The sequence below is a fragment of the Alteromonas sp. CI.11.F.A3 genome (assembly GCF_032925565.1).
Taxonomy (GTDB): Bacteria; Pseudomonadota; Gammaproteobacteria; order Enterobacterales; family Alteromonadaceae; genus Alteromonas.
Genome location: NZ_CP136708.1, coordinates 2,393,239 through 2,416,575 on the forward strand (window position 1 = coordinate 2,393,239; position 23,337 = coordinate 2,416,575).

At 43.3% G+C, this 23,337-nt stretch carries 12 protein-coding genes; 11 read left to right on the forward strand and 1 reads right to left on the reverse strand.

Annotation, left to right across the window (positions count from 1 at the left end):
- Positions 1 to 122 precede the first annotated feature (122 nt).
- The 10 genes from R1T43_RS10290 to R1T43_RS10335 all read left to right on the forward strand — a co-directional run bounded on the left by R1T43_RS10290 (position 123) and on the right by R1T43_RS10335 (position 20,110).
- Positions 123 to 1,655, forward strand: coding sequence for a tryptophan halogenase family protein (locus tag R1T43_RS10290; protein ID WP_317355774.1), 1,533 nt, complete (start codon positions 123 to 125; stop codon positions 1,653 to 1,655).
- 399 nt (positions 1,656 to 2,054) lie between these two features.
- On the forward strand, positions 2,055 to 5,150 hold the full coding sequence (locus tag R1T43_RS10295; protein ID WP_317348597.1) for a TonB-dependent receptor: 3,096 nt from the start codon (positions 2,055 to 2,057) through the stop codon (positions 5,148 to 5,150).
- Between the two features lie 86 nt (positions 5,151 to 5,236).
- Complete coding sequence (locus R1T43_RS10300; RefSeq protein WP_317348600.1) at positions 5,237 to 9,580, forward strand: alpha-1,6-glucosidase domain-containing protein; 4,344 nt, start codon at positions 5,237 to 5,239, stop codon at positions 9,578 to 9,580.
- 373 nt (positions 9,581 to 9,953) lie between these two features.
- Complete coding sequence (locus R1T43_RS10305) at positions 9,954 to 10,820, forward strand: patatin family protein (protein WP_317348603.1); 867 nt, start codon at positions 9,954 to 9,956, stop codon at positions 10,818 to 10,820.
- Positions 10,821 to 10,979: 159 nt separating this feature from the next.
- Positions 10,980 to 11,495, forward strand: coding sequence for an RNA methyltransferase (locus R1T43_RS10310; protein WP_057791637.1), 516 nt, complete (start codon positions 10,980 to 10,982; stop codon positions 11,493 to 11,495).
- Between the two features lie 106 nt (positions 11,496 to 11,601).
- Positions 11,602 to 12,492, forward strand: a complete 891-nt coding sequence (locus R1T43_RS10315; RefSeq protein WP_317348606.1) for a PEP-CTERM/exosortase system-associated acyltransferase — start codon at positions 11,602 to 11,604, stop codon at positions 12,490 to 12,492.
- A 377-nt stretch (positions 12,493 to 12,869) separates the two neighbouring features.
- Complete coding sequence (locus R1T43_RS10320; protein WP_317348608.1) at positions 12,870 to 14,684, forward strand: alpha-amylase family protein; 1,815 nt, start codon at positions 12,870 to 12,872, stop codon at positions 14,682 to 14,684.
- A gap of 244 nt (positions 14,685 to 14,928) precedes the next feature.
- Positions 14,929 to 16,824, forward strand: a complete 1,896-nt coding sequence (locus tag R1T43_RS10325; RefSeq protein WP_317348610.1) for a glycoside hydrolase family 13 protein — start codon at positions 14,929 to 14,931, stop codon at positions 16,822 to 16,824.
- 38 nt (positions 16,825 to 16,862) lie between these two features.
- Positions 16,863 to 18,356, forward strand: coding sequence for an MFS transporter (locus R1T43_RS10330; protein WP_317348612.1), 1,494 nt, complete (start codon positions 16,863 to 16,865; stop codon positions 18,354 to 18,356).
- Positions 18,353 to 20,110 carry an alpha-amylase family glycosyl hydrolase gene (locus tag R1T43_RS10335; RefSeq protein WP_410548970.1) on the forward strand — a complete coding sequence of 586 codons (1,758 nt, stop codon included), beginning with the start codon at positions 18,353 to 18,355 and terminating at the stop codon, positions 20,108 to 20,110. The genes R1T43_RS10330 and R1T43_RS10335 overlap by 4 nt, the downstream gene beginning before the upstream one ends.
- A gap of 164 nt (positions 20,111 to 20,274) precedes the next feature.
- On the opposite strand, the gene R1T43_RS10340 is transcribed toward R1T43_RS10335, so the two are convergent.
- Entirely contained in the window at positions 20,275 to 21,315 is a 1,041-nt protein-coding gene (locus R1T43_RS10340; protein WP_317348614.1) for a LacI family DNA-binding transcriptional regulator, read from the reverse strand.
- A gap of 279 nt (positions 21,316 to 21,594) precedes the next feature.
- On the opposite strand from R1T43_RS10340, the gene glnS reads away from it, so the two are divergent.
- Positions 21,595 to 23,262 carry a glutamine--tRNA ligase gene (glnS, locus tag R1T43_RS10345; RefSeq protein ID WP_317348616.1) on the forward strand — a complete coding sequence of 556 codons (1,668 nt, stop codon included), beginning with the start codon at positions 21,595 to 21,597 and terminating at the stop codon, positions 23,260 to 23,262.
- The last annotated feature ends 75 nt before the right edge of the window (positions 23,263 to 23,337 follow it).

The window sequence follows — 23,337 nt, forward strand, 5'->3', positions numbered from 1 at the left end:
CGGCGAAGCAAAAGGTGGTTTTTTATTGTATAAAGACAGGCAAACCATCTACAGTGTGGTGAAGTAAGTAGTAAGGGTTGAATATGGCAGTGGCAAATCAAAAAGAGGCGAATCAACAAGCTATGGATCACCAAGAAGCTAAGCATACGCCAGTGAAACGTGTTGTTGTTGCTGGGGGCGGAACGGCAGGGTGGCTAGCGGCCGCGTTACTGAAAAAAGTCATTGGCGAAGCTGTGAATATTACCCTCGTAGAATCTGAAGCTATCGGCACAGTTGGAGTAGGCGAGGCCACCATTCCGCCCATCCGCTTAGTTAACCAAGTGCTAGGTATTGACGAGGCAACCTTTCTTCGTGATACCAAAGCTACCATTAAGCTAGCAATTCGATTTGAAAACTGGAAGCAACAAGGGCAGCACTACTACCACACGTTCGGCGCGCCAGGTAAAAGCATGGCCTTCTGTCACTTTCATCACTTTTGGTTAAAAGCGCGTCAGCAGGGTTTGGAACACGATTTATGGGAGTATGACCTTAACTACTTAGCGGCTGAGGCAGGTAAATTTGCACGCATTAATGCAAAAGATCCCGTTTTAGAGCTTCCTTTTGCTTACCACTTTGACGCTTCACTCTATGCACAATATCTTCGTAAACTCAGTGAAGGAATGGGGGTTAGAAGGGTTGAAGGTAAAATCAGTCATGTATCAAGGCACAAACTCAGTGGCAATGTAAAAGCATTGCATCTCGAAAATGGCCACGCCATTGATGGCGACTTATTTATAGACTGCACTGGTTTTCGAGGGTTGTTGATTAACGAAACACTGGGGGCGGGTTATGATGATTGGTCTCATTTACTCCCCTGCGATTCGGCTATCGCAGTACCTTCTGAACGCCACGAAAATACTGCACCTTACACCCGTTCTATCGCCCATGATGCGGGCTGGCAGTGGCGTATTCCATTGCAACATCGTAATGGCAATGGTCATGTTTATAGTTCACGTTATATTAGTGATAGCCAAGCCCACGACACGCTAATGGCTAACTTAGATACCAAACCACTGGGCGATCCTAAACTGATTAAATTTACTACTGGTCGTCGTAGGCAGCAGTGGTATAAAAATGTGGTTGCGGTAGGCCTCTCTAGTGGGTTCTTAGAGCCTTTGGAGTCTACCAGTATTCACCTGATACAATCAGCCATCGTAAGGTTAATAAAACTTTTCCCACATCAAGGTATCTCAGATAGTGCTGTTGAAGAATACAACGCACAATCAAAAGTAGAATTTGAGCAAATACGAGATTTTCTGGTACTACATTATTGTTTAAATGAACGCGAAGACAGTGATTTTTGGCGAGATATGCGCCACTTAACATTACCCGATTCGTTGACCCACAAAATGGCGCTGTTTAAACAAAATGGCAATTTAGTGCGCGAGCAGAATGACTTGTTTTTAGAAAGTTCTTGGCTACAAGTTATGTATGGGCAAGGGTTAGTCCCTGAAGATTATCATGGGTTAGCGAATAGCTTTTCTGATGAAAAAACGCAAGCTATGTTAGCGTCGTTATATAAGATTAAACGGGAACCAATAGCATCGTTACCAACACATGATGCGTACATTCAATCTATGATTGATAGTGCAAATAAAACGTCTGTGAGCTTTTAATTAATTTGGTTTTTATTGCAGGTGTGTTGCGGGCCTATGTGCTATTTATTTCATTGTATTTAGCATCGCCTCAACATGCTTTGTGCTCGGTTCGCCTCACTGAGCGTTGGTGTGCAGCACAGCTCAAAAATTAACATTCCTTAACACTTTATTATTCTATAGCCCCTTAAGCTTTCCTTAAAGGGGGTTATTCCTCATTTATATTCAACGCCTTACACATCCGATTAAGTTAAGTGTCGCTAATATTTAATGCCGTGTAAATTTAATGTAAATGAATACGTATGCATAGTGTTGCTCTCTTTTTATACAACCCGATACTATTTACGGCAGAACCATAAGTGACGAGTTTGGGTGTGGTATTCCCGAACCGTTGATAAAAAAACAAGGAACGGGGCACCAATGAGAACATTCAAACTTAAGCCTATCATGGTGGCGTTAGTCAGTAGTGGGTTGGCATTTTCCCTGCCGATTTACGCACAGCAAACGTCGGAAGACACTATTGATGAAGTCAGTAATGAAACCTCAATTGAACAATCGCGCGGTCAACCAGCTGCTGATGACATATCTGAAGAAACGCTCGAACGCATAGAGGTGAGGGGGTTTAGTACTAGCCTCATACAATCACTCAATCAAAAACGCTTTTCTGACACGGTGTCAGAACAAATTTCTGCTGATGATTTGGGCGGTTTGCCTGATGTATCTATGGCAGATGCTCTTACACGATTGCCGGGTATATCTGCAGTGCGTACTGGAGGCCAAGCGGCTGAAATAAACATTCGTGGTTTAGCGGGTGACTTTGTGTTTTCTACACTCAATGGTCGTGAGCAAGTGTCTACGAGTGGAAGCCGAGCCATTGAGTTCGACCAGTACCCTTCAGAATTGATCACCGAAGCCAGTGTGTATAAATCGCCTAAAGCATCGCTGATTGAAGGGGGCATTGCGGGAACGGTAGAGCTTAAAACAGCCAGCCCATTAGCCATGGAGGAGCAGCATAAGTTTAGTGCCAACATGCGGGGTATGTATAACGACCGAGCCAGTGAGATATCTGATGCGAGTGAATATGGTCATCGATTGAGCTTTTCCTATCAAGGGAAGTTCATGGACGACACCATAGGGTTATCTCTTGGTTATGCACGTTTGTTTCAACCCAGTGTATCTACCCAGTTCGTTGGCTTAGCGTACAACGGAGCCGTGGACGTCGATGGTATTGAGGGGGACAACGACAGAGTGGGCACAGACTGTCCAGAATGTGAGCTTATTTCGGAAGGCTTCGAAATTCAGCATAAAGGCGGGGAGCAAACTCGCGACGGATATGTCGCAGCAATAGAGTGGGCTCCATTAGAAAATTTCACCTTAAAAGCCGATGCGTTTATTTCTAAGTTCGATTCAGAAGAGTTTGCCCGTGGGTATCGAGTGAAATTAGGTGGGATAACGGCAGGCATCACGAACCCTGTCATTGTGAACAATAGTGTTATCGGTGGCACCTTTTCTCGCACAGATACTAGCTTTACACGGGTTGAGTTAGTTAACGATGACAACCAAGATTTCGATAGCGTTGAAAACTTCGGTATTAACGCAGATTGGGAAATTAGTGCTGACTTGTCGGTGCAATTTGATGTGTCACGTTCCACCGCGAAAAGTGATTTCCGTAATGGCTTGCTATGGTCGTTAGTCAGTGAAGATGCCAACGCCGTGAGCCCAGTGTTTGATGAGAACGTTCAAATTTCGTATTTGCTGAATGGCAATAATCTTCCTGATTTAGCCTTTAATCAAGCAGATGCGTTTTCCGATATCGATAGGGTGATGGTGAGTAAATACGGCATTTACCCCTTTGTGAACAAAGATGAGCTTGATGCATACAAGGTCGATTTCCAATACTTTATCGACATGCCCATCGTGACAGGCTTGGAGTTTGGTTATCGCTATTCCGATAGAGAGTACAGCAACGATCGTTCGGTATTTGAATACGGCAACGACAGTGCGTTTTCTGCAAGTCAGCCTCCGCTGCGTTTAACTAACGATATGGTGGAGCGAGTTGACTGGGCTGGCGATTTCAGCTATTTCCCAAGCTATTTGTCGGTAGATTTAAACAGTGCGCTAAATGCATGGTTTCCGAGCGGCTACCCTCAACCCGTTCAAACCTGGGGACCAGGGGCTGCTGGTGTGATTAATGGTCCAGGTACGGGGCCGTCTACTTCTTGGACTATGCAAGAAAGTGGGCAGGTCTTTGAAACCGTAAACTCTGCTTATTTGATGGCGGGCCTCAATACTGAGATAGCTGGTATGCCAGTTACCGGTAACGTGGGTGTTCGTTACGTAAAAACCAAACAAAGTTCTACCACATACCAGCGTGCTACGTCGTTAATTACCGATCCAGAAACGGGCGTCACAATCGAGATAAGTGATCCTACCGCGGGCGCACAAAACATTACCGATGATGCCGGCTTAATTAACAATTTTTACCGCTTCACAACGCTTACCCATGAATACGATGATGTCTTGCCGTCTATTAACCTTAATTTTGCGCTTACGGATAATACGCAGCTCAGAGTTGCAGCAGCGAAAGTAATGGGTCGTGCGCCTATCAATAGGTTTGCGGCAAATGCTTCTACCACCGTTGAAACGGTGACTGCTGTGCAAGATAGAGACTCGGGAGAAGTGACCTTGTCGCAACCTACCGCCAAGGTAAACGGGAACGCAACAAATAGCCCTTACCTAGAGCCTTTTTATGCCACCCAATATGATATTTCATGGGAATACTACTTTGAGGATACCGAAGGAGCGTTAGTATTAGCGGCATTCTACAAAGATATAGAATCCTTCATTGAAGAAATTAACATAGAGCCTTATGACTTCAGCGGCAACGGCATTGTGGTTCCCGAGTCGGTTCAAGTCCCTGTCTATCTTGAACCTGAATTTGTAGGGCAAGAGGCTGAGTTGTCTCGGGATGCCGATGGTAACCCTATTTTTGTAACGGTTCCTACCGAAAATGGCAGCTATAGCACGGCAGTAAATAACGCTGAAGGTGGTTATATTCGCGGTGTTGAAATTGCCTACACTGAAATTTATAGCAAGTTGCCAAGCTTCTGGTCCGGTTTAGGGGTAACGGCTAGTTACTCATACACAGAAAGTGAAATCCAACGTACGCTGAGCAGTTCGGTGTATTCGGATAGCTTGCCTGGCTTATCTGAAAATGTCGCTACGGTAACCTTGTTTTGGGAATATGAAGGGTTTGAAACGCGTTTGTCTGGGCGTTACAGAGATTTCTTTGTATCAGAACAAGTGGCAGTTAACGATCAAACCGTTAATTTTGATTCTGAACTGGTAGTTGATTACCAAGCATCGTACGAAATCAACGATAAGTGGAGTGTATTGTTTCAAGTAAACAACGTTACCGACGAACCTACCAAAAGCTATTTCACCTCTTCTGAGCAAACCGGCACTATTCAGTTTTTCGGAACACAGTATTACTTAGGGATGACATATCAATTATGAGCATTTCTTCTATTTCTAAAAAACCGAAAATTACGGCAATAATTGCCAATACTGCGTGTATGAAAAAGAAAAAATTGGAGTTATCCATGTTAAAAATACCACTACCAACGCTAAAGGTGTGGCGTATTGCAGCACTTATTTTAACGGCACTTTTTGTAGTAGGTTGCGGGGGCTCAGGTGTTGAATCTGGCTCAAACGATTTACTTACCTGTAATGTACCAAACGTGCCAAATGAAGACGGCACAGCGTGCGTAGCCCCACCACCGATTCAATGTGACGCGCCTACGGTACCAAATGAAACTAATGATGCGTGTGTGGTTGGCGCCGATCCAAGCTTACCACTACCGGTATTTTTCCCCGCCGACAATCAAGCGGTTTTATACTACAACCGCGCGGCAGTTGATGCTGATAATTCAACAAACGACCCCGTGTACGAAGGCTGGCGTTTACATACTTGGAATAACGATGAATGTGACGCTTATGCCGATTCAGATACTGATTGGGCCAATGGACGTCAACATACGGGTATCGATCCTAATTATGGTGCGTATTGGGTTTTAGATTTAAAAAATGATTTTGATGATTGCCACAATTTTATCATTCACTTAGGCACTGACGATGCAGGTAAAGAGCTAGGCGGTTCTGACTTCCAAGCTTCGCTAGTTCAAGATGATGCTACTTACGTGCGAATGAACTTTACCTTATCGGGAGAGCCTACTTTATTTGAATACCCAATTATGTCACTTGGGCCACAGCCAGTGGATATAGACGGGTTTGGCGCACATTGGTTAGATGCGAATACGATATTGTGGGATGTGGCTGATACCGTATCTACGGTGAAGCTTCACTATTCACCGAATGCTGACTTAGAGAGTTCACTGGAAAGTGGAATTAACGGCACGTCAGTAGCGTTAATGCCTGCCACGTTAGACGAGAGCCAAACTGCTAAAGCAGAAAACCTAGCGGGTCTTCAGGCGTGGGAAGGAGACTGGAGCCTAGAGGATGCTAAAACGGTTCTGACCACCCAAGCCGTAGTGGGCGGGTATGACAGTGATGGCATACTGGTAGCAGCAACAGGCTTACAAAATGCAAAGGTTATTGATGCTATCTATACCGCGGGTGATGAAGATGCGAATGAAGCTACTTTAGGCGCTGTTTATACTGATACCGGAATTGCTGTGTCGGTATGGGCTCCCACGGCCCAAAATGTAGACTTGCTAACTTACAACGATAATAAAACCCTCGCAAATCGCCACACCATGTCACGCGACTCCGTTACAGGCATTTGGCAGTTTGAGGGAGACATGTCGTTAGATAGACAGCTTTACCGCTATGAAGTGACGGTTTTTCATCCGCAAACAGGGGCAGTAGAAGTACTTGATGTTACTGACCCTTACTCGGTAAGCCTTAGCACCAATGGCCGTTTCTCTCGCTTTGTTAACTTAGCAGATGACGATTTAAAACCAGAAGGGTGGGATACTCAGAATATTCCTACGTTAGAAAACCCTGAGGATGCCGTTATTTACGAAGGTCATGTTCGTGATTTCAGTATTCGCGATATGTCTACAAGCGAAGCAAATCGTGGTAAATACTTAGCATTTACTGAGCAAAACACGGCGCCCGTTTTACACCTACAAAAATTAGTTGAAGCAGGGCTAAATTACTTTCATATACTGCCAGCGAACGATATTGCCACCATTGACGAAGACCCGACTAAAACGGTTGGTTTATTTGATACGGTTGCAGACTTATGTCGCCTTAATACCGACGCAGCAGTTTGTGAGGAAGAGAACAGTGCCACACTACTCATTGATGTGTACAACAGTTACGACCCATTAGCCGAAGCGGCGAAAGCACAGCAACTCACTAGCGATATGCGTGCTATTGATGGCTTCAACTGGGGCTACGATCCACATCATTTTAACGCCCCGGAAGGCAGCTATGCGTCAAGCGCAGAAGGTGTGGAGCGTATTGTTGAAATGCGAGCCATGATTCAAGCGCTACATGAAATGGGACTTCGCGTTGCTTTAGATGTGGTATACAACCATACCAATGCTTCTGGCGTGTTTGCGAAATCTGTGCTGGACAAGGTAGTACCTGGGTATTTCCATCGTTATGAAACAGACACCGGAGTTATTGTTCGCGAAACCTGCTGCGATGATACTGAGCCGCGCAACGTAATGATGGAAAAGTTGATGCAAGATTCACTACTTATGTGGACAGAGCATTACAAATACGACGCTTTTCGATTCGACATTATGAGCCAAGCTTCTAAAGAGACGATGTTGAAATTGCGCAACAGCGTTCAAGCTTTGGATGAAGATAATTACTTCTACGGTGAGGGCTGGACGCGCATTGACAGAGGTTATGAGCAAGCGAACCAGCTGAATATGGCCGGTACGCAAATAGGCACGTACAACGATAGAATTCGTGAAGCGATTCGCCAAGGGAATATCTTTTCACCTGACTCTGACGCGCTACTAAGTGATCAGGACAAGGTTAAAATGAGCATGGTAGGTACACTACAAGACTATGTGCTTGAAACGTCTGCTGGCGTAGCGAGCAATACCAGCAACTTAGGTGGCTACGCACTCGATCCCGCCGACATTATTAATTATGTGTCTAAACATGATAATGAAACTTTATGGGATCAACTGAACTACACCTTGCCGATGGATATTTCGTTGAGTGAGCGCGTGCGTGCACAGAGCGTTGCTATTGGTATCCCGCTGGTGTCTCAAGGTATTCCATTCTTACAAATGGGAGGGGATTTACTGCGCTCTAAGTCTATGGACAGAAACACCTATGATGCGGGTGATTGGTTCAACTTCGTTGATTTTACCTATGAAACCAATAACTGGAATGTGGGTTTACCGTTAGCAGAAGACAATGAAGTTCGCTGGGAAGAAATGGGTGAATTTATTTATAACCCAGAACGAGCAGCAACTATGACCGATATCATGCTTGCGTCGGATGTATTTAACGAGTTGCTTGCCATTCGTATGGAAAGCCCGCTATTTCGTTTAACTACCGCAGAGGACATCATTGACCGTATTGGCTTTCATAATATCGGTTCAAACCAGCAAAAAGGCTTAATAGCCATGAGTATTGATGATGGTGTTACGGATGATACTGAAAGCCCACGTACCGATCTCGATATGCAAAATGATGCCATCGTCGTACTTGTGAATACGGGGTACGACACGCAATCTATAAGTATCAATACCGCAACCGGGTTTTCATTACATGCACGGCAAATGAACTCAAGTGATGAAGCTGTAAGGGGGGCTACGTTTAACGAAGCTGAAGACGGGAATGGTATATTCACGGTCCCAGCACTGACCATTGCCGTATTTGTGAAGCCGCAATCAGGCGCACAAGGTTATGGTTTGTCGGCGTACGCCACTTCTGGTGCCCCGGATGTTGTGCCTTATGGTGAAACTACGCCTTACCTTCGTGGCGATATGAACGGTTGGAGCACTGATAATCCATTTATTTATAAAGGTGATGGCATTTATGAAGTTGCTGTTGCTCTTGAAGCGAGCACTACTTACGGCTTTAAGTTTGCCTCAGAGGATTGGGAAACGGTTAATTTTGGTGCCGCAGAAGGTGATGATGGTGCACTTGTAGACACTGAGCCTAAAATTTTGGCAAGAAGTAATAACAATCTATCATTCACGCCTGCTATTGGTGCTACGTATCTGTTTACCATAAACGCCTCGGATTCAGAGTCCCCTGTACTCACTATTGTTAATGAGGAGCCCTATGTTGGAACACCTGTGTATATCAGAGGTGCAGTAAACGATTGGGGAACGAATGACGAACTTGTTTATCAAGGGGGGCGTATCTATATGGTGACAATGGATATAGACCCAGGTAGTTATGAATTCAAAGTCGCTTCTGAGGATTGGGATACGGTCAATTTCGGCGCATTGAGTGCTGATGATACAGATAGAAATGTGAATGTTGGTCAAACAACTGCCTTGGCGAGAACAAACGATAACTTGCTTCTGACTATTGAAGACGCTGACCGTTATGTGTTTGTTTTTGATGTAAATGACGAAAGCAATCCCACCATAGGTGTATATAATGAGGCCTATTTCGGTGACACAGAAGTCTACATACGCGGTGGTATGAACGGATGGGGAACCACTGACCTATTTACCTACCAAGGTGAGGGGGAATACACGGTGGATATTGAACTTAGCGTAGGAAGTGCAGAGTTCAAAGTGGCATCAGAAGATTGGAATACGGTTAACTTGGGTAACCCTAATGATGCGGCATCTAACCTTGTAACGCCGGATATGCCAAAAGTGTTGTCATTTAGCAACAATAACCTTGTTATTGACGTCACTGATGCGGGGCTTTACGAATTTAAAGTGTCTGGTCCTAATGGTGAGTCGCCTACACTCACCGTGAGCGCTAAATAAACGTTAGCGTTGAATCAAAAAACTAAAGCCGTGGATTTTCACGGCTTTTTTTATTCCTTAAACAGTTTTTTCCCATTAAGCCAATCAGTTTTTCTCTTACATCTTTCTCGCCTGATTACGGCAAAATTAAAAATTCGCACTATTGGAACATACTTTGCTTTCTTCAACCTAGGTAGTAGATGAACGCTACACAAAATTGCAACTTAGCAACAGTGCATGTTTATGCACGTTGGCGCTTCAGCAATAGGTGTGGTTAATAATAGGCATTGCTGAGTAACATTGTTTACCAGAGCTTTTAGATGGCTAGGGGGCTCCAATAGAGGGATTTAATTAAGCAGTAATTTTATATATTGCTATAACGGAGATTGAGACAATGAAATCAGCTTTAGTGGTAGAAGGTGGTGCGATGCGCGGCGTATTTGCAGCTGGCGTATTGGATAAGTTCATGGAACAAAACCACTATCCGTTCGATTTCGCGATAGGGGTATCGGCTGGGGCAACCAACCTTTCAACTTACGTTGCTAGAATGCCAGGTCTTAGTAAGACCATTATTACGCAGTATGCCACTAAAAGAGAGTTTTTTAGCCCAATACGTTTTATCAAAGGTGGGCACATGACTGATGTACATTGGTTATGGCATCACTCTAAAAAGTCTTTAGGTATACCTGCACCAGGTGAAAAAACAGCAATGCCATTGTATGTTGGGATCACTAATGTCGAGTCTGGTGAATGTGAATACATACAAGCTACGGAAGAAAATGTTGATGCGTTGATGGTGGCATCCTGCGCCATTCCAACAGCGTTTAGAGAACAACCCATAATAGATGGCAACCGCTATGTTGATGGCGGAGTGGCTGATGCTATACCGGCAATAAAAGCTTATGAGATGGGGGCACGTGATATAACGGTAGTGCTATCTCAACCTAAGGGGTTTACAAAACCAGCAGTGAAAACAGCGTGGCTTTTAGAAAAAATGTATGGCGCTCAACCCGCCTTACTAGATAAGATGACGAAAAGATCAAATATTTATAACGAAACATTGAATTTTCTCTTAAATCCGCCGTCTGATTGCAAAATTACTGTTATAGCGCCTGATGAAGCATTTTGTGTTAAGCGCTTAACGATGGATAAAAAGAAACTACTACGTGGCTACGGACAGGGGAGGCGAATGGCAAGACGAGCTATTGCGAACTCGAAAGTAGAGCCGAAGACCACGCAAAGTAATAAAACCGTCGCATAATTAAACTAAAGTATAACGATAATACGCGATTTCAAACTGACTAATAAATTAGAATGGCGTGACATAGTAGTGGCCAAAGTGCCACTATTTAAACATTATTGCGCAACAAAATAACAAAATAACAAAATAACAAAATAACTAATAATAAAAAGAGGTCGTGTGAGTTCCCTTTCGCTATCAAAGCAAACAGTGAGTATCGGGTTAGTAAACCCGAAAAATCCCGTAAACGTTGCCTCTATCTTAAGAGCGGCAGGTTGTTACGGTGTATCAAGCGTGTTTTACACCGGATACCGATACCGTATTGCGAAGAACTTTAATGCTGATACGAAGGCTTTCCATAAAAAGATCCCTACTATCGGCGTTGATGACTTAAAAGAGGTCGTGCCCGAGAATGCAAGTGTAGTAGCCATAGAGCTAGTAGAAGGTGCATTACCTTTACCAGAATTCAAACATCCCGAAAATGCAATGTACATTTTCGGACCAGAAGATGGCAGTCTAGATAAAAGCGTACTTGAGTGGTGTGACCATGTTGTCTACATACCTACTTATTCGTGTATGAATCTAGCTGCTACCGCTAACGTCGTACTTTACGACCGTTTAGCAAAATCAGAGTATATCTCAGGTAATAGCCTCATACGTGAGAGCCGGGATAATAATAATCAATCAAAACTATAAATCGGTTTGAATCGTTGTATTCGAGAGTGAAATTGTGTGTGAGCACAAGGTGAGCTTTTGTCATTCTTTTCAAACTGGGCCTGCTAAATCTATAGAGGACCAAAAATTGAAAAAACGTGTCGCTACTTCACTAAATAAATTAAAAACAATTCATAGCCATATTTCTTCTAACTTGAAGAAGTTGAGAAACAAAAGAAAGAAAAAACAGATGGATGAACTATCAAGTTTTTTCTTTAGTCGTTACTCACTTGTGGTCGCACAAAACAACGAAGACCGAGAGACATGTTTCAGCACAAGACACAAAGTTTATTGTGAAGAAATGAACTTCGAAAAAGAGCGTTCTACGGGATTAGAAATTGATAGATATGATGACTATTCTGTTAATTGTTATATCAAACACTTACCAACAGGGGATTGTGCAGGAACGATTCGTATCATCATGCCTGCTATTCGCAATCAAGCCCTTCCGCTGGAAGAAAAGTGTATCCATGCCATTGAAGATAAAGCGTTAGTACCCGCTCAACTTGGTAGAACTTCTATTTGTGAAATCTCTCGTTTAGCCATTCCTAAATCGTTTAGAGTTAGACAGCTTAAAGCTAAAGCGCCGTTCAAACCCTCTGGTAAACAGAAAGTGAGTAAAGCGGAAAGCGTTTTACTGGAACATATTCCTTATTTATCCTTGGCGCTTTACTTCATAGCTCTGAGTATTTGCGTTGAACAGGAAATGGAATATGCCTATGTATTGATGGAACCTAAATTGGCTCGCCGATTAAAAATGTTTGGGTTTAATTTTGAACGTTTGGGCGACCCGATTGACTATAATGGCTTACGTGCGGTGTATCGAATCAAGCCTCAATCTATAGAGAATGAATTAACGCCAGCGCTACGTAGCTTTTTATTGCGGATTAAAAATGATCTTGCGGGCAGCTTAACTGAAAATATGTTTGGCGCCACTACGAAAGCAGAGGAAGAGTTTACTGCCAGTAAAGCGGCATAGAAACAGTATTGTATTACGCACTTCTCTTTTTTAAAAACGACTAATAAATTAAAGGACAAATCGAAGAACAAGGGAAACGGAACAAAGCAATCACATCGTATTAATTTAGTACTGAATACGTATGGAATTGTTTTAACATTCCCTTAACGAGTATGCTATTGGCAATTCAATGCAAAGGTATGCTTGTAGTGTTAGATAACAAAAAGACAAATCACCTCCACACGGTGAAATGTGCGGCAAAAAATGCGGCACACACTTCTCCTCAACGCGTAAACAAAAAAGTAAACAAAAGCTCGACGGTTAAGAAACTGACAGTAGTGGCTTTATCACTTGGCCTCCTATCATGCATCGCTTACCCACAGTCAGGAGCCGATCTCATGAAAAATGAGAACGCGAATCACCCACGAACAGAAATTCCCTCTAATTCTGGCAAGCCCGTGGTATATCAGGTCTTTACTCGATTGTTCGGGAATACCAATACAACAAATAAACCTTGGGGTACCATCGAAGAAAATGGTGTGGGAAAATTTAGCGATTTTACGCCACAAGCGCTTCAAAGTATCAAAGCCTTAGGTACCTCTCATATTTGGTATACCGGTGTACCACATCATGCCCTTGCCACTAGCTACCTCAATTTTGGTATTACTGATGATGATCCTGATGTTATAAAAGGGCGTGCCGGTTCGCCTTATGCAGTTAAAGATTATTACAATGTTAATCCTGATTTAGCAGACAACCCTGCAAATCGATTACATGAATTTGAAGCGCTTATCCAGCGCACTCATCAGCACGGTATGAAAGTGGTTGTTGATATAGTGCCTAATCATGTTGCACGCCGTTATCAATCCTTTTCGCCACGCCATAATAACTTCGGTGCTAACGATGATAAATCGCAAGAGTATGCGCGAGACAATAATTTCTATTACATACCCAAGACACCTTTCGTATTGCCAGAGGGCGTTGCAGATACCGTTTTAGGCGGCAAAGCTAATGAAAAAAATCAGCATCAATTGGTTGACGGAAAGTTTGACGAATTTCCGGCTAAATGGACGGGCAATGGCAGTCGAGCATCACAGCCTGATATTAATGATTGGTACGAAACCGTTAAAATAAATTACGGTGTAAGACCTGACGGAAGTCATGACTTTCCGGCGTTACCAGAAGCCTATCGTGAAAAGTCAGCGGCAGAGCATGCCGCTTTTTGGGCTGACAAATCATTACCGGACTCTTGGTACAAATTTAAAGATATTGCCATTTACTGGCTAGATAAAGGCGTTGATGGTTTTCGGTTCGACATGGCTGAAATGGTGCCCGTTGAATTCTGGTCATTTTTAAATAGTGCCATTAAACAAAGAAACCCGGATGCGTTTTTGCTAGCGGAAGTTTATCAACCCGATAAATACAGAGACTACATTCAACTAGGTAAGATGGATTATCTCTACGATAAAGTGGGCTTTTATGACACATTGAAGTCGATAATGAAAGGAGAGGGTAAGGTAAGTGAGTTGGTAAGTGTGCACGATGAAGTTAGCGATATTGCGACCCATATGCTGCACTTTCTCGAGAACCACGACGAACAACGTATCGCTAGTCCAGAATTTGCTGGAAGTGCAGAAAAAGGTAAACCTGCGCTCGCCGTTAGCGCACTGATAAGTGCTTCACCAACCCTCTTGTATTTTGGTCAGGATTTAGGTGAGGACGGCAGTGAAGAAGCGGGGTTTGGCGACCCTAGTCGTACTTCAATTTTTGACTATATTGGTGTGCCCGCACATCAGCGGTTTATGAATGGTGGTAAGTTTGACGCAGGTCAGTCTTCAAGCGAAGAAAAAGCATTACACAATTTCTATAAAGAGATTATGGATATTGCTGCTACTAATCCTGCTGTAACCGGAAAATATGAAAGCCTTCATGCATTGAATCTCGCCGCAGACGGCACAGCATACACGGAAATGCAATTTGCTTTTATGAGAGAAAAAAATGAGCATGGTATAGTTGTTATTGCTAACTTTAGTACAGAATCTACTGGGCCTATAACGTTAACCATTCCTATTTCGTCACTGCAAAAAAATACCACTGAACTCACTCTTGAGCCTTTACTTTCTCATAAAGGAATAACATTTAATCTCAGTGGTTCGAATTACACAGCGACACTTTCATTAAACGGATTAGAAACAAGAGTATTCGAATTTTAACTATTTGTGTGAATTTTGCTTCGATTGCAGAATCAAGACCTTCTATTTATGTTAATTCGCATGGATTCTTACATCCGATTCGTGAATACGTATGCATAACATTGGTTCAAATCAATGCGCAGGTTAGTATCTGAATTCTGTCTTTCACTTAACGTTATTTTAACATGGGGTTGATGTGTTCAATTTAAGCCGCGTAAATAAGGCCGTTCGACCAATAGGCATTTCAAAGCGAAAAAGTATTCTAATGGCACTTTTTACATCTGCATTAATACTTCCCGTATTTAACTGTTATTCATCACAAGAAAGTAGTTTAGACGTTTACCCACCTAACTGGTGGGTAGGTATGCATGATAGTAATGTTGAACTGATGATCTATGGCGACGATATAGCTGATGATACGGTTACAATTGTTAATAGCGACGTTGTGCTTCGAGAAAAGCATGCACTTGAAAGCGCGAACTACTTGTTCGTTACATTAGATACTTCAAAAGCAAAAGCTGGAGATGTCAAACTCCGATTTGTCGATACTGATGGCTCTACACGCGACATTAGTTATTCGTTGCAAAAGAGAAGGGATGGTTCAGCGTTACGAAAAGGTTTTGGTCCGCGAGATGCTATCTACTTGATTGCTCCAGACAGGTTTGTCAATGGCGACAAAGACAACGACGATGTTGAGGGATTTATTGATAAGGCGGATCGCTCGTTAAAAGGCGGTCGGCATGGCGGTGACATTGAAGGTATTATTCAACATCTTGATTACATAGAAGCGTTAGGCTTTACCCAACTGTGGTCCATGCCGCTGCTTGAAAACGCTATGGATACATATAGCTATCATGGTTATTCGACTACAGACTATTACCAAATTGACCCTCGCTATGGTACTAACGAAGACTTTTTGATGTTAAGTCGCGCAGCAAATAAACGAGGTATTGGTGTTATCATGGATATGGTTCTCAACCATATAGGTAGCAATCATAAATGGATGGAAGATACCCCTTCAAGTGACTGGATAAACAATGATAGTAAGTTTATTGGTACTACGCATAAACGTGAGTCACTTCATGATCCTCATGCGATAAAGAGTGATATCAAAGGGTTTAGCGATGGTTGGTTTGTGCCTACCATGCCAGATTTAAATCAACGCAATCCTCATCTTGCAAACTATCTTATCCAAAATGCCATTTGGTGGGTTGAAAGTGCTAATTTGAGTGGGATTCGAGTAGATACGTATTCGTACCCCGATAAAGCTTTTTTAAGCGATTGGACAAACCGTCTAATCAGCGAGTACCCGAACCTCAATATAGTAGGCGAAGAATGGTCAGTTAACCCTGCTATAACAGCCTATTGGCAAGCAGGAAGTAAGAGACATGATGACTACGATAGCGCGTTGCCTTCCGTCATGGATTTTCCACTACAAGCAGCAGTCGTTAAGGCGCTGACTAACGAAGAAAGTTGGAATTCGGGGTTTATCAGTATCTATGAGACGCTCGCCACTGATTTCCTTTACGGCGATCCTAACAACTTGGTTATCTTTCCTGACAACCATGACATGAGTCGAATTTATACACAACTTGGTCATGATGTAGAAAAGTGGAATATGGCGATGTCGTTACTGCTTACGACTCGTGGGATACCTCAGGTGTTTTACGGCACCGAAATACTCATGCAAAACGAGGGCAGTGAGGACCACGGCATTATTCGTTCTGACTTTCCAGGCGGTTGGCCTTCTGATAGTAAGAAAAATGCATTTACTGGCGAAGGATTAACTACCGATGAACGTTGGGCTCAGCAACGGATCAAACAACTTCTTCAACTGCGAAAAACGCACCCTTTACAATTTGAAGGCTCTCTTAAACATTACGCCCCAACTGATGGTGTTTATACGTTTTTCCGTGAACCTATTTCAACACCCGAGGGCAAGAAAAATAGTAAGCTTAGCGCACTAACGTCAAATGAAACGCAAGGTGATAAAATTATGGTTATCTTAAATAAAGAACCTGTGGATTTACCGATGACTACCTATGACGAAATGCTGTCTTCACACAAAACGTTAACGCGTGTAAGCGATGGTAAGTCATTCAAAACCACTGATACCATATCTTTACCGGCTATGTCCGCAACCGTTTTTATTGCGCATTAATGCGAATTATCATAGTAAAACAATAAATAGAGCAAAATATGCAAGCAACTCAACCACGCCTTTCTTTCTGGCAAATTTGGAACGTCAGTTTTGGCTTTCTTGGCGTTCAATTTGGCTTTGCACTGCAAAATGCCAATGTGAGCCGAATCCTTTCCGACCTAGGGGCAGATCTACATTCATTATCACTTTTCTGGCTAGTCGCGCCAATTATGGGTTTGATTGTACAACCTATTGTTGGCTCAGCATCTGACAGAACCTGGAACCGTTTAGGGCGAAGACGACCTTTTATTCTTGCCGGTGCTGTAGCTGCAGTACTAGGTATGATTTTATTACCTAATGCGCCTTTATTTGTGGCCTTTTTAGCGCCAATGCTAATGGGGGCGCTGATGGTCGCGCTAATGGATGCATCGTTTAATGTGTGCTTCCAGCCTTTCCGCTCTTTGGTGTCTGATATGGTGCCACCGTCGCAGCGTAACATTGGATACTCTATCCAATCGTTACTCATAAATATTGGGGCCGTTATAGGGTCCATATTGCCATTCGTATTAACTAACGTGGTTGGTCTTGAAAATACTGCACAGATGGGCGAAGTCGCACCTTCTGTTATTTGGGCTTTCTACATTGGTGCTACAGTATTGCTTGGTACGGTAATTTGGACTGTGTTTCGCACCAAAGAGTACTCACCAGAAGAGTACAATAGATACAAAGGCCTAAGCGCTGAAAGTAACGTCGAACCAGAAAATACGCCAAAAGCACCCTTTACCGTGCGTATGAAAGAATTCTTTTCTTTAATTGTTCACATGCCTAAAACCATGAAACAACTTGCCGTTGTACAATTTTTCTCATGGTTTGCCCTGTTTATTATGTGGGTATATACCACACCAGCAATTACCCAGCATATCTGGGGCGTTGATAAAATCTGGTGGGATCCAGCGCACATTGCTTCAGTGGCACAAGTACCAGACGCTATTGTAGCCGCTAAAGGCGCAGCCGGTGACTGGGTGGGTATATTGTTTGCTGCTTATTCGGTATTCGCCGCCATCTTCTCAGTATTCCTTGCCCGACTTGCCGATAAATTTGGTAGAAAAACCATTTATGCCGGGGCGTTAATTTTGGGCGGCGTAAGCTATGTTAGCTTCCTTTTCTTCCAAGACCTCACCATGGTGAATGTGAACTTACTCATAACTGAAGTTACCGTGCCCCTTGGGGCAGTGAAGCTGCTTATTCCAATGATCGGAGTAGGGATTGCATGGGCCGCTATTTTAGCTATGCCTTATGCCATGTTGGCAGGGGCGTTACCCGCCAATAAAACGGGCGTTTATATGGGCATATTTAACTTTACGGTAGCCGCACCACAAATAGTGTCTGGTTTAACCGCAGGTTGGATTTTAAGTAGTGTGTTCGATAACGAGGCTAAATACATCATCGTTGTCGCTGGCGCGTCAATGTTATTGGGCGCCATCGCTGTATTTTTTGTAAAAGAACATGAAGTAATAGGCGCTGAAGTCGCTGATAAGGAACTAGCACAATGATTCATAAAGTAAAAAACCTTACCGTTGCCATTACACTTGCATTGGGTGTAGGCACAATAGTAGGTTGTGCTAATTCGTCAGCAGATTCGCCAAAGCCCAAGGCAGAAGCTAAATCCGCCATGTCAGCTTCAGCAGCTCCTACTAATAAGAATACACAAGTCTCAATTTTAGGTACCACTACGCCGTTTGCCAGCGAAGCCATTTACTTTGTGATGACCGACAGATTCGTTGATGGTGACCCAAGTAATAACCATGAAGCACAAGGCGGGGAGTTTCCAACTTGGCAGCTACCTATGGAAGGTCCTGACGGAGAAAAAGCCTATGTCGGCTATATGGGCGGCGACCTCAAAGGGGTACTGAACAACGGCGATTATATTCGTGATATGGGCTTTACGGCAGTGTGGATGACACCAGTGCTAGAAAACCCAAACCAATCATTTAGTGGAGATGAGCAAATCACCTATGGTGGCGCATTCAAAGACGGCGGCAAAACGGGCTACCACGGTTACTGGGCAACTAACTTTTATAAAGCTGATGAGCATTTGATAAGCAGCGATTTAAGTGTGAAGCAATACACCACAAAAATGCGTGAAAACTTCGGTTTAAAATCGGTATTCGATATTGTGGCAAACCACGGTACGCCAAGCTTTACCATGCCTTCTGACCAACCTGGATACGGTGAAATTTATAACGCCGAAGGCGAATTAGTTGCTGATCACCAGAATCTAGCGCCTGAAGACTTAGATCCAAAAAATAACCCACTCCATGAGTTTTTTCATGATTACCCAGACCTAGTTAAGCTGTCTAATCTTGATGATCAAAACCCCAAGGTAAGAGATTATCTTATTAATAGTTACCTTTATTGGATTTCACAAGGCGCGGATGCATTTCGTATCGACACCATCAGGCATGTACCTCATGACTTTTGGCGGGAAATGTCAGACCGGGTTAGGGCAGAGCATCCCAACTTTTTCATGTTCGGCGAAAGCTTCCAATATGATGCGAACTTTATTGCGCAGCATACCCTTCCAAAAAATGGCGCGGTGAGTGTGCTTGACTTCCCAATGCAAGAAGCCATGGTGAAAGTGTTCGAAAAGCCACTTGAAAGTGACTTCGCTACCTTAGCCGACACTTTGTATCTAACCCATGGGCCTTACAACAACCCTTATGATTTAACTACCTTTTATGACAACCATGACATGGCGCGTATTAACGCTACCGACAATGGTTTTATTAATGCCCATAACTGGTTATTTACGGTTCGTGGTATTCCGGTGGTGTACCAGGGCTCGGAAATTGGCTTTATGCGTGGTACGTCTGAACACCAAGGTAACCGCAATTACTTCGGCCAAGATAATATAGACAACGCAAAGTCTCATCCTATTGCTATTGAACTGGCTAAAATTGCAAATGTGCGTAAAAACACACCCGCACTTCAACGAGGTGTGCAGTTCAACCTTGAGTTAGCTGGGCATGAAGCCGCATTTTACCGTGTGTTGCAAAGTGATAGTGCGCAACAAACCGCGTTGGTACTGCTCAATAAGGCCGATAAACCTGCTGATTTCAGTGTTAATGAATATATGCAAGCTGGCATATGGACTGAACAATTGTCTGGTGAAACACGTGAGTTGGCTTCTGGTGACCCGTTAACAACGTCAGTATCCGCCAATGGTGTTCAAGTATGGGTAAGGGAAGGAGCGTTAGATTCAAATACTCTAGAAGCGGCACTCATCAAGCAGATGTCGGCGCAATAATATTTATTCCACAATATAAAGGCCCTTATTATTCTTTTTAATAGTAATAATAAGGGCTTTTTTTAAAATATTTACAAATTGTGTCTTAGCGGGGTATTCAAGTATTTTTAGATAGACTCGCTAGTGAGGCTGGTCTACTAGTCTTGCTGTTCAGCCTTAGAAAGCTAAGTTTTTACCCCACACGAATGTCTAATTATGACTTCAGCAGGCATTAGGAAATCTTCTACTGTTTCGTTAGAAATTGCCCTAAGCAACGTACTTACTAGTAATTCACCAGCAAGCTTAGTGTTTTGCTGAACGGTGGTTAGCGCAGGGGTTGTGAAGGCCGACACTGCAATATTATCGTACCCCACCACGGCGATATCATCTGGTACTTTAAAGTCTGTTTGTCTAAGCGCACGTAATACACCCATAGCAATTAAATCAGATGCACACACGATAGCGTCAGGTAATTCTGTACCTTTACCTGATGCATCGTTCAACATACCTTGAACGGCATCAAAGCCTGCTTCTTCAGTAGAAACGGCATCGCTTTGCAACGAGCTTTCGTAAAGATTATGGTTTGTTAACGCTTCATTATACCCTTGAAAACGCGCCATAAACTCAGGAGCCTTATTGCCGGAATCACCAATAAACGCAAACCGAGTCCTACCCAGCGCAATTAAATGTTCGGTAATACTGTAGCCACCTTGAAAATTATCACAGCCAACACTCACACCTGGGTGAGCGGCATCGGGTGCGCCCCAACGAACGAAGTGTGTGCCTTGTGACTCAAGTTGTGCCACTTTGCTGCGGTAATCGGTGTAATCACCGTACCCCAATAAAATAATGCCATCTGCTTTATTTGAATCTTCATATTCTGCATGCCAGTCATCTTCCAAATTTTGGAACGACACCAGTAAGTCATAACCCGCCGCAGCACATGCACGAGTAATGCTTCCTAACATGGCGAGGAAGAAAGGGTTAATCATTGAGTCATCTGAGGTAGGATCTTCAAACAGTAAAAGCGCGATGGTACTACTTTTTTGTTTGCGTAAATTACTGGCATTCTTGTCAACTTTATAATTAAGTTCGCGAGCTATACGCTGAACCCGATCACGGGTTTCTTGATTTACCAAAGGGCTATTATTTAGCGCTCTTGATACTGTTGATTGAGAAACGCCTGCCAAATGTGCAATATCAAAAGAGGTTGCTTTTTCTTTCATGGGCACCATGTTTGTCTGCTACGACCGAGTTGTCGACAAGAAGAAAGATACCATACTTTCTTCTAACCACGCTTTTTTTGCTATTCGCATGCTGTTTTTTAATACTAGTGACGATAAAAAACTGTTTCATCGCATTAAAACTAATCACTTGTAAGGCTAGGTGTAATAAAACGTGGTTGTCGGTTTTAGGTCAGTGTTATACTAATTCATAATATTTATTAATTTTACACGTTAAGATTATTTTTTAACGTTAATTCAAACGCTAAGGGGAACACGCGAATGGCCGAGACTGAGCACCGTCCGACCAACTTTATCCGTCAGATCATCGACAAAGACCTTGCCAATGGTGTGCACGAGAGTATTAAAACTCGGTTCCCGCCGGAGCCAAATGGCTTTTTGCATATCGGTCATGCAAAGTCTATTTGCCTAAATTTTGGTGTTGCACAAGATTACGCAGGTTCATGTAATCTGCGTTTCGATGACACAAATCCAGCAAAAGAAGACATTGCTTTCGTTAACTCTATTAAAGAAGACGTTAAATGGCTGGGTTTTGAATGGGATGGTGAAGAGCGCTACTCTTCAAATTACTTTGATCAACTTCATGGCTTCGCCAATGAATTAATCGACAAAGGCTTAGCTTATGTCGATTTTTCAACCCAAGAAGTGATGCGTGAATTACGTGGTACGTTAACTGCGCCGGGTCAAAATAGCCCATACCGTGATACCGACGTTGAAACCAATCAGCGCGAATTCGCTAAAATGACAGCGGGCGATTATAAAGAAGGTGAGTGTAGCCTTCGTGCCAAAATTGATATGGCTTCACCTTTTATGTGCATGCGTGACCCGGTAATTTACCGCGTTAAATTTGCTCATCATCATCAAACAGGTGACAAGTGGTGTGTTTACCCTATGTACGACTTCACGCACTGTATTTCGGATGCAATAGAAGGCATTACGCACTCGTTGTGTACCTTGGAGTTCCAAGACAACCGCCGTTTGTATGATTGGGTAATTGAAAATATCACTATTGATAGCACGCCACGTCAGTATGAATTTTCACGTCTTAACCTTGAATACACTGTGTTGAGCAAACGCCGCTTAATTCAATTGGTTGAAGAAAATCACGTTAGCGGGTGGGACGACCCTCGAATGCCCACCGTTGCAGGTTTACGCCGCCGTGGTTACACCGCGGGTTCGGTACGTGAATTTTGTAAACGTATTGGCGTGACTAAGATGGATAACATGGTTGAAATGTCCATGTTAGAAGCGTGTGTTCGTGAAGACTTAAACGTGAACGCACCTCGTGCGATGGCAGTACTAGACCCGATTAAGCTGGTTATTGAAAACTACCCAGAAAACGACAGCGAAACCTTAGTCGCGCCGAATCATCCAAGTGATGAGTCTATGGGTACTCGCGAAATTAGTTTTGGTCGTGAAATTTGGATTGAAGCAGAAGATTTTCGCGAATCAGCAAACAAAAAGTTCAAGCGTTTAGTGCTAGATAAAGAAGTACGTTTGCGTAATGCGTACGTGGTTAAAGCTAACCGTGTAGAAAAAGATGCAGAAGGTAACGTAACCACCGTTTACTGTACTTATGATGCTGACACTTTAGGTAAAGATCCCGCCGATGGCCGCAAGGTTAAAGGCGTGATTCATTGGGTTGATGCCGGTACTGCGCAGCAAGCTGAATTTAGGTTGTACGATCGCTTGTTCAACGTACCAAATCCAGCCGCTGAAGAGAACTTTACCGATGTGATAAATCCTGAGTCATTAACGGTGCTAACTGGTTGGGCAGAAGCTGGGCTTGCCAAGCGAGGATCTGAAGCAGGTGCATGGCAGTTTGAGCGTACAGGTTATTTTTGCTTAGATGCCGACAGTACTGACGATAAGCCTGTGTTTAACCGCACAGTAGGGTTACGTGATACTTGGGCTAAAATAGGCGACTAAAGCTTGATAGTCGCTAATATTGTCACTGGAATAGTGACTGTTTTAGCCCGTTACTAGCGCACTCAATGAAGTGCG

Excerpts from the sequence above, each read along its gene's own strand:
- glnS (WP_317348616.1), top strand. The coding sequence starts at position 21,595 with ATGGCCGAGACTGAGCACCGTCCGACCAACTTTATCCGTCAGATCATC.
- R1T43_RS10305 (WP_317348603.1), top strand. The coding sequence starts at position 9,954 with ATGAAATCAGCTTTAGTGGTAGAAGGTGGTGCGATGCGCGGCGTATTT.
- R1T43_RS10320 (WP_317348608.1), top strand. The coding sequence starts at position 12,870 with ATGAAAAATGAGAACGCGAATCACCCACGAACAGAAATTCCCTCTAAT.
- R1T43_RS10330 (WP_317348612.1), top strand. The coding sequence starts at position 16,863 with ATGCAAGCAACTCAACCACGCCTTTCTTTCTGGCAAATTTGGAACGTC.
- R1T43_RS10300 (WP_317348600.1), top strand. The coding sequence starts at position 5,237 with ATGTTAAAAATACCACTACCAACGCTAAAGGTGTGGCGTATTGCAGCA.
- R1T43_RS10295 (WP_317348597.1), top strand. The coding sequence starts at position 2,055 with ATGAGAACATTCAAACTTAAGCCTATCATGGTGGCGTTAGTCAGTAGT.
- R1T43_RS10290 (WP_317355774.1), top strand. The coding sequence starts at position 123 with ATGGATCACCAAGAAGCTAAGCATACGCCAGTGAAACGTGTTGTTGTT.
- R1T43_RS10325 (WP_317348610.1), top strand. The coding sequence starts at position 14,929 with ATGGCACTTTTTACATCTGCATTAATACTTCCCGTATTTAACTGTTAT.
- R1T43_RS10340 (WP_317348614.1), bottom strand. The coding sequence starts at position 21,315 with ATGAAAGAAAAAGCAACCTCTTTTGATATTGCACATTTGGCAGGCGTT.
- R1T43_RS10335 (WP_410548970.1), top strand. The coding sequence starts at position 18,353 with ATGATTCATAAAGTAAAAAACCTTACCGTTGCCATTACACTTGCATTG.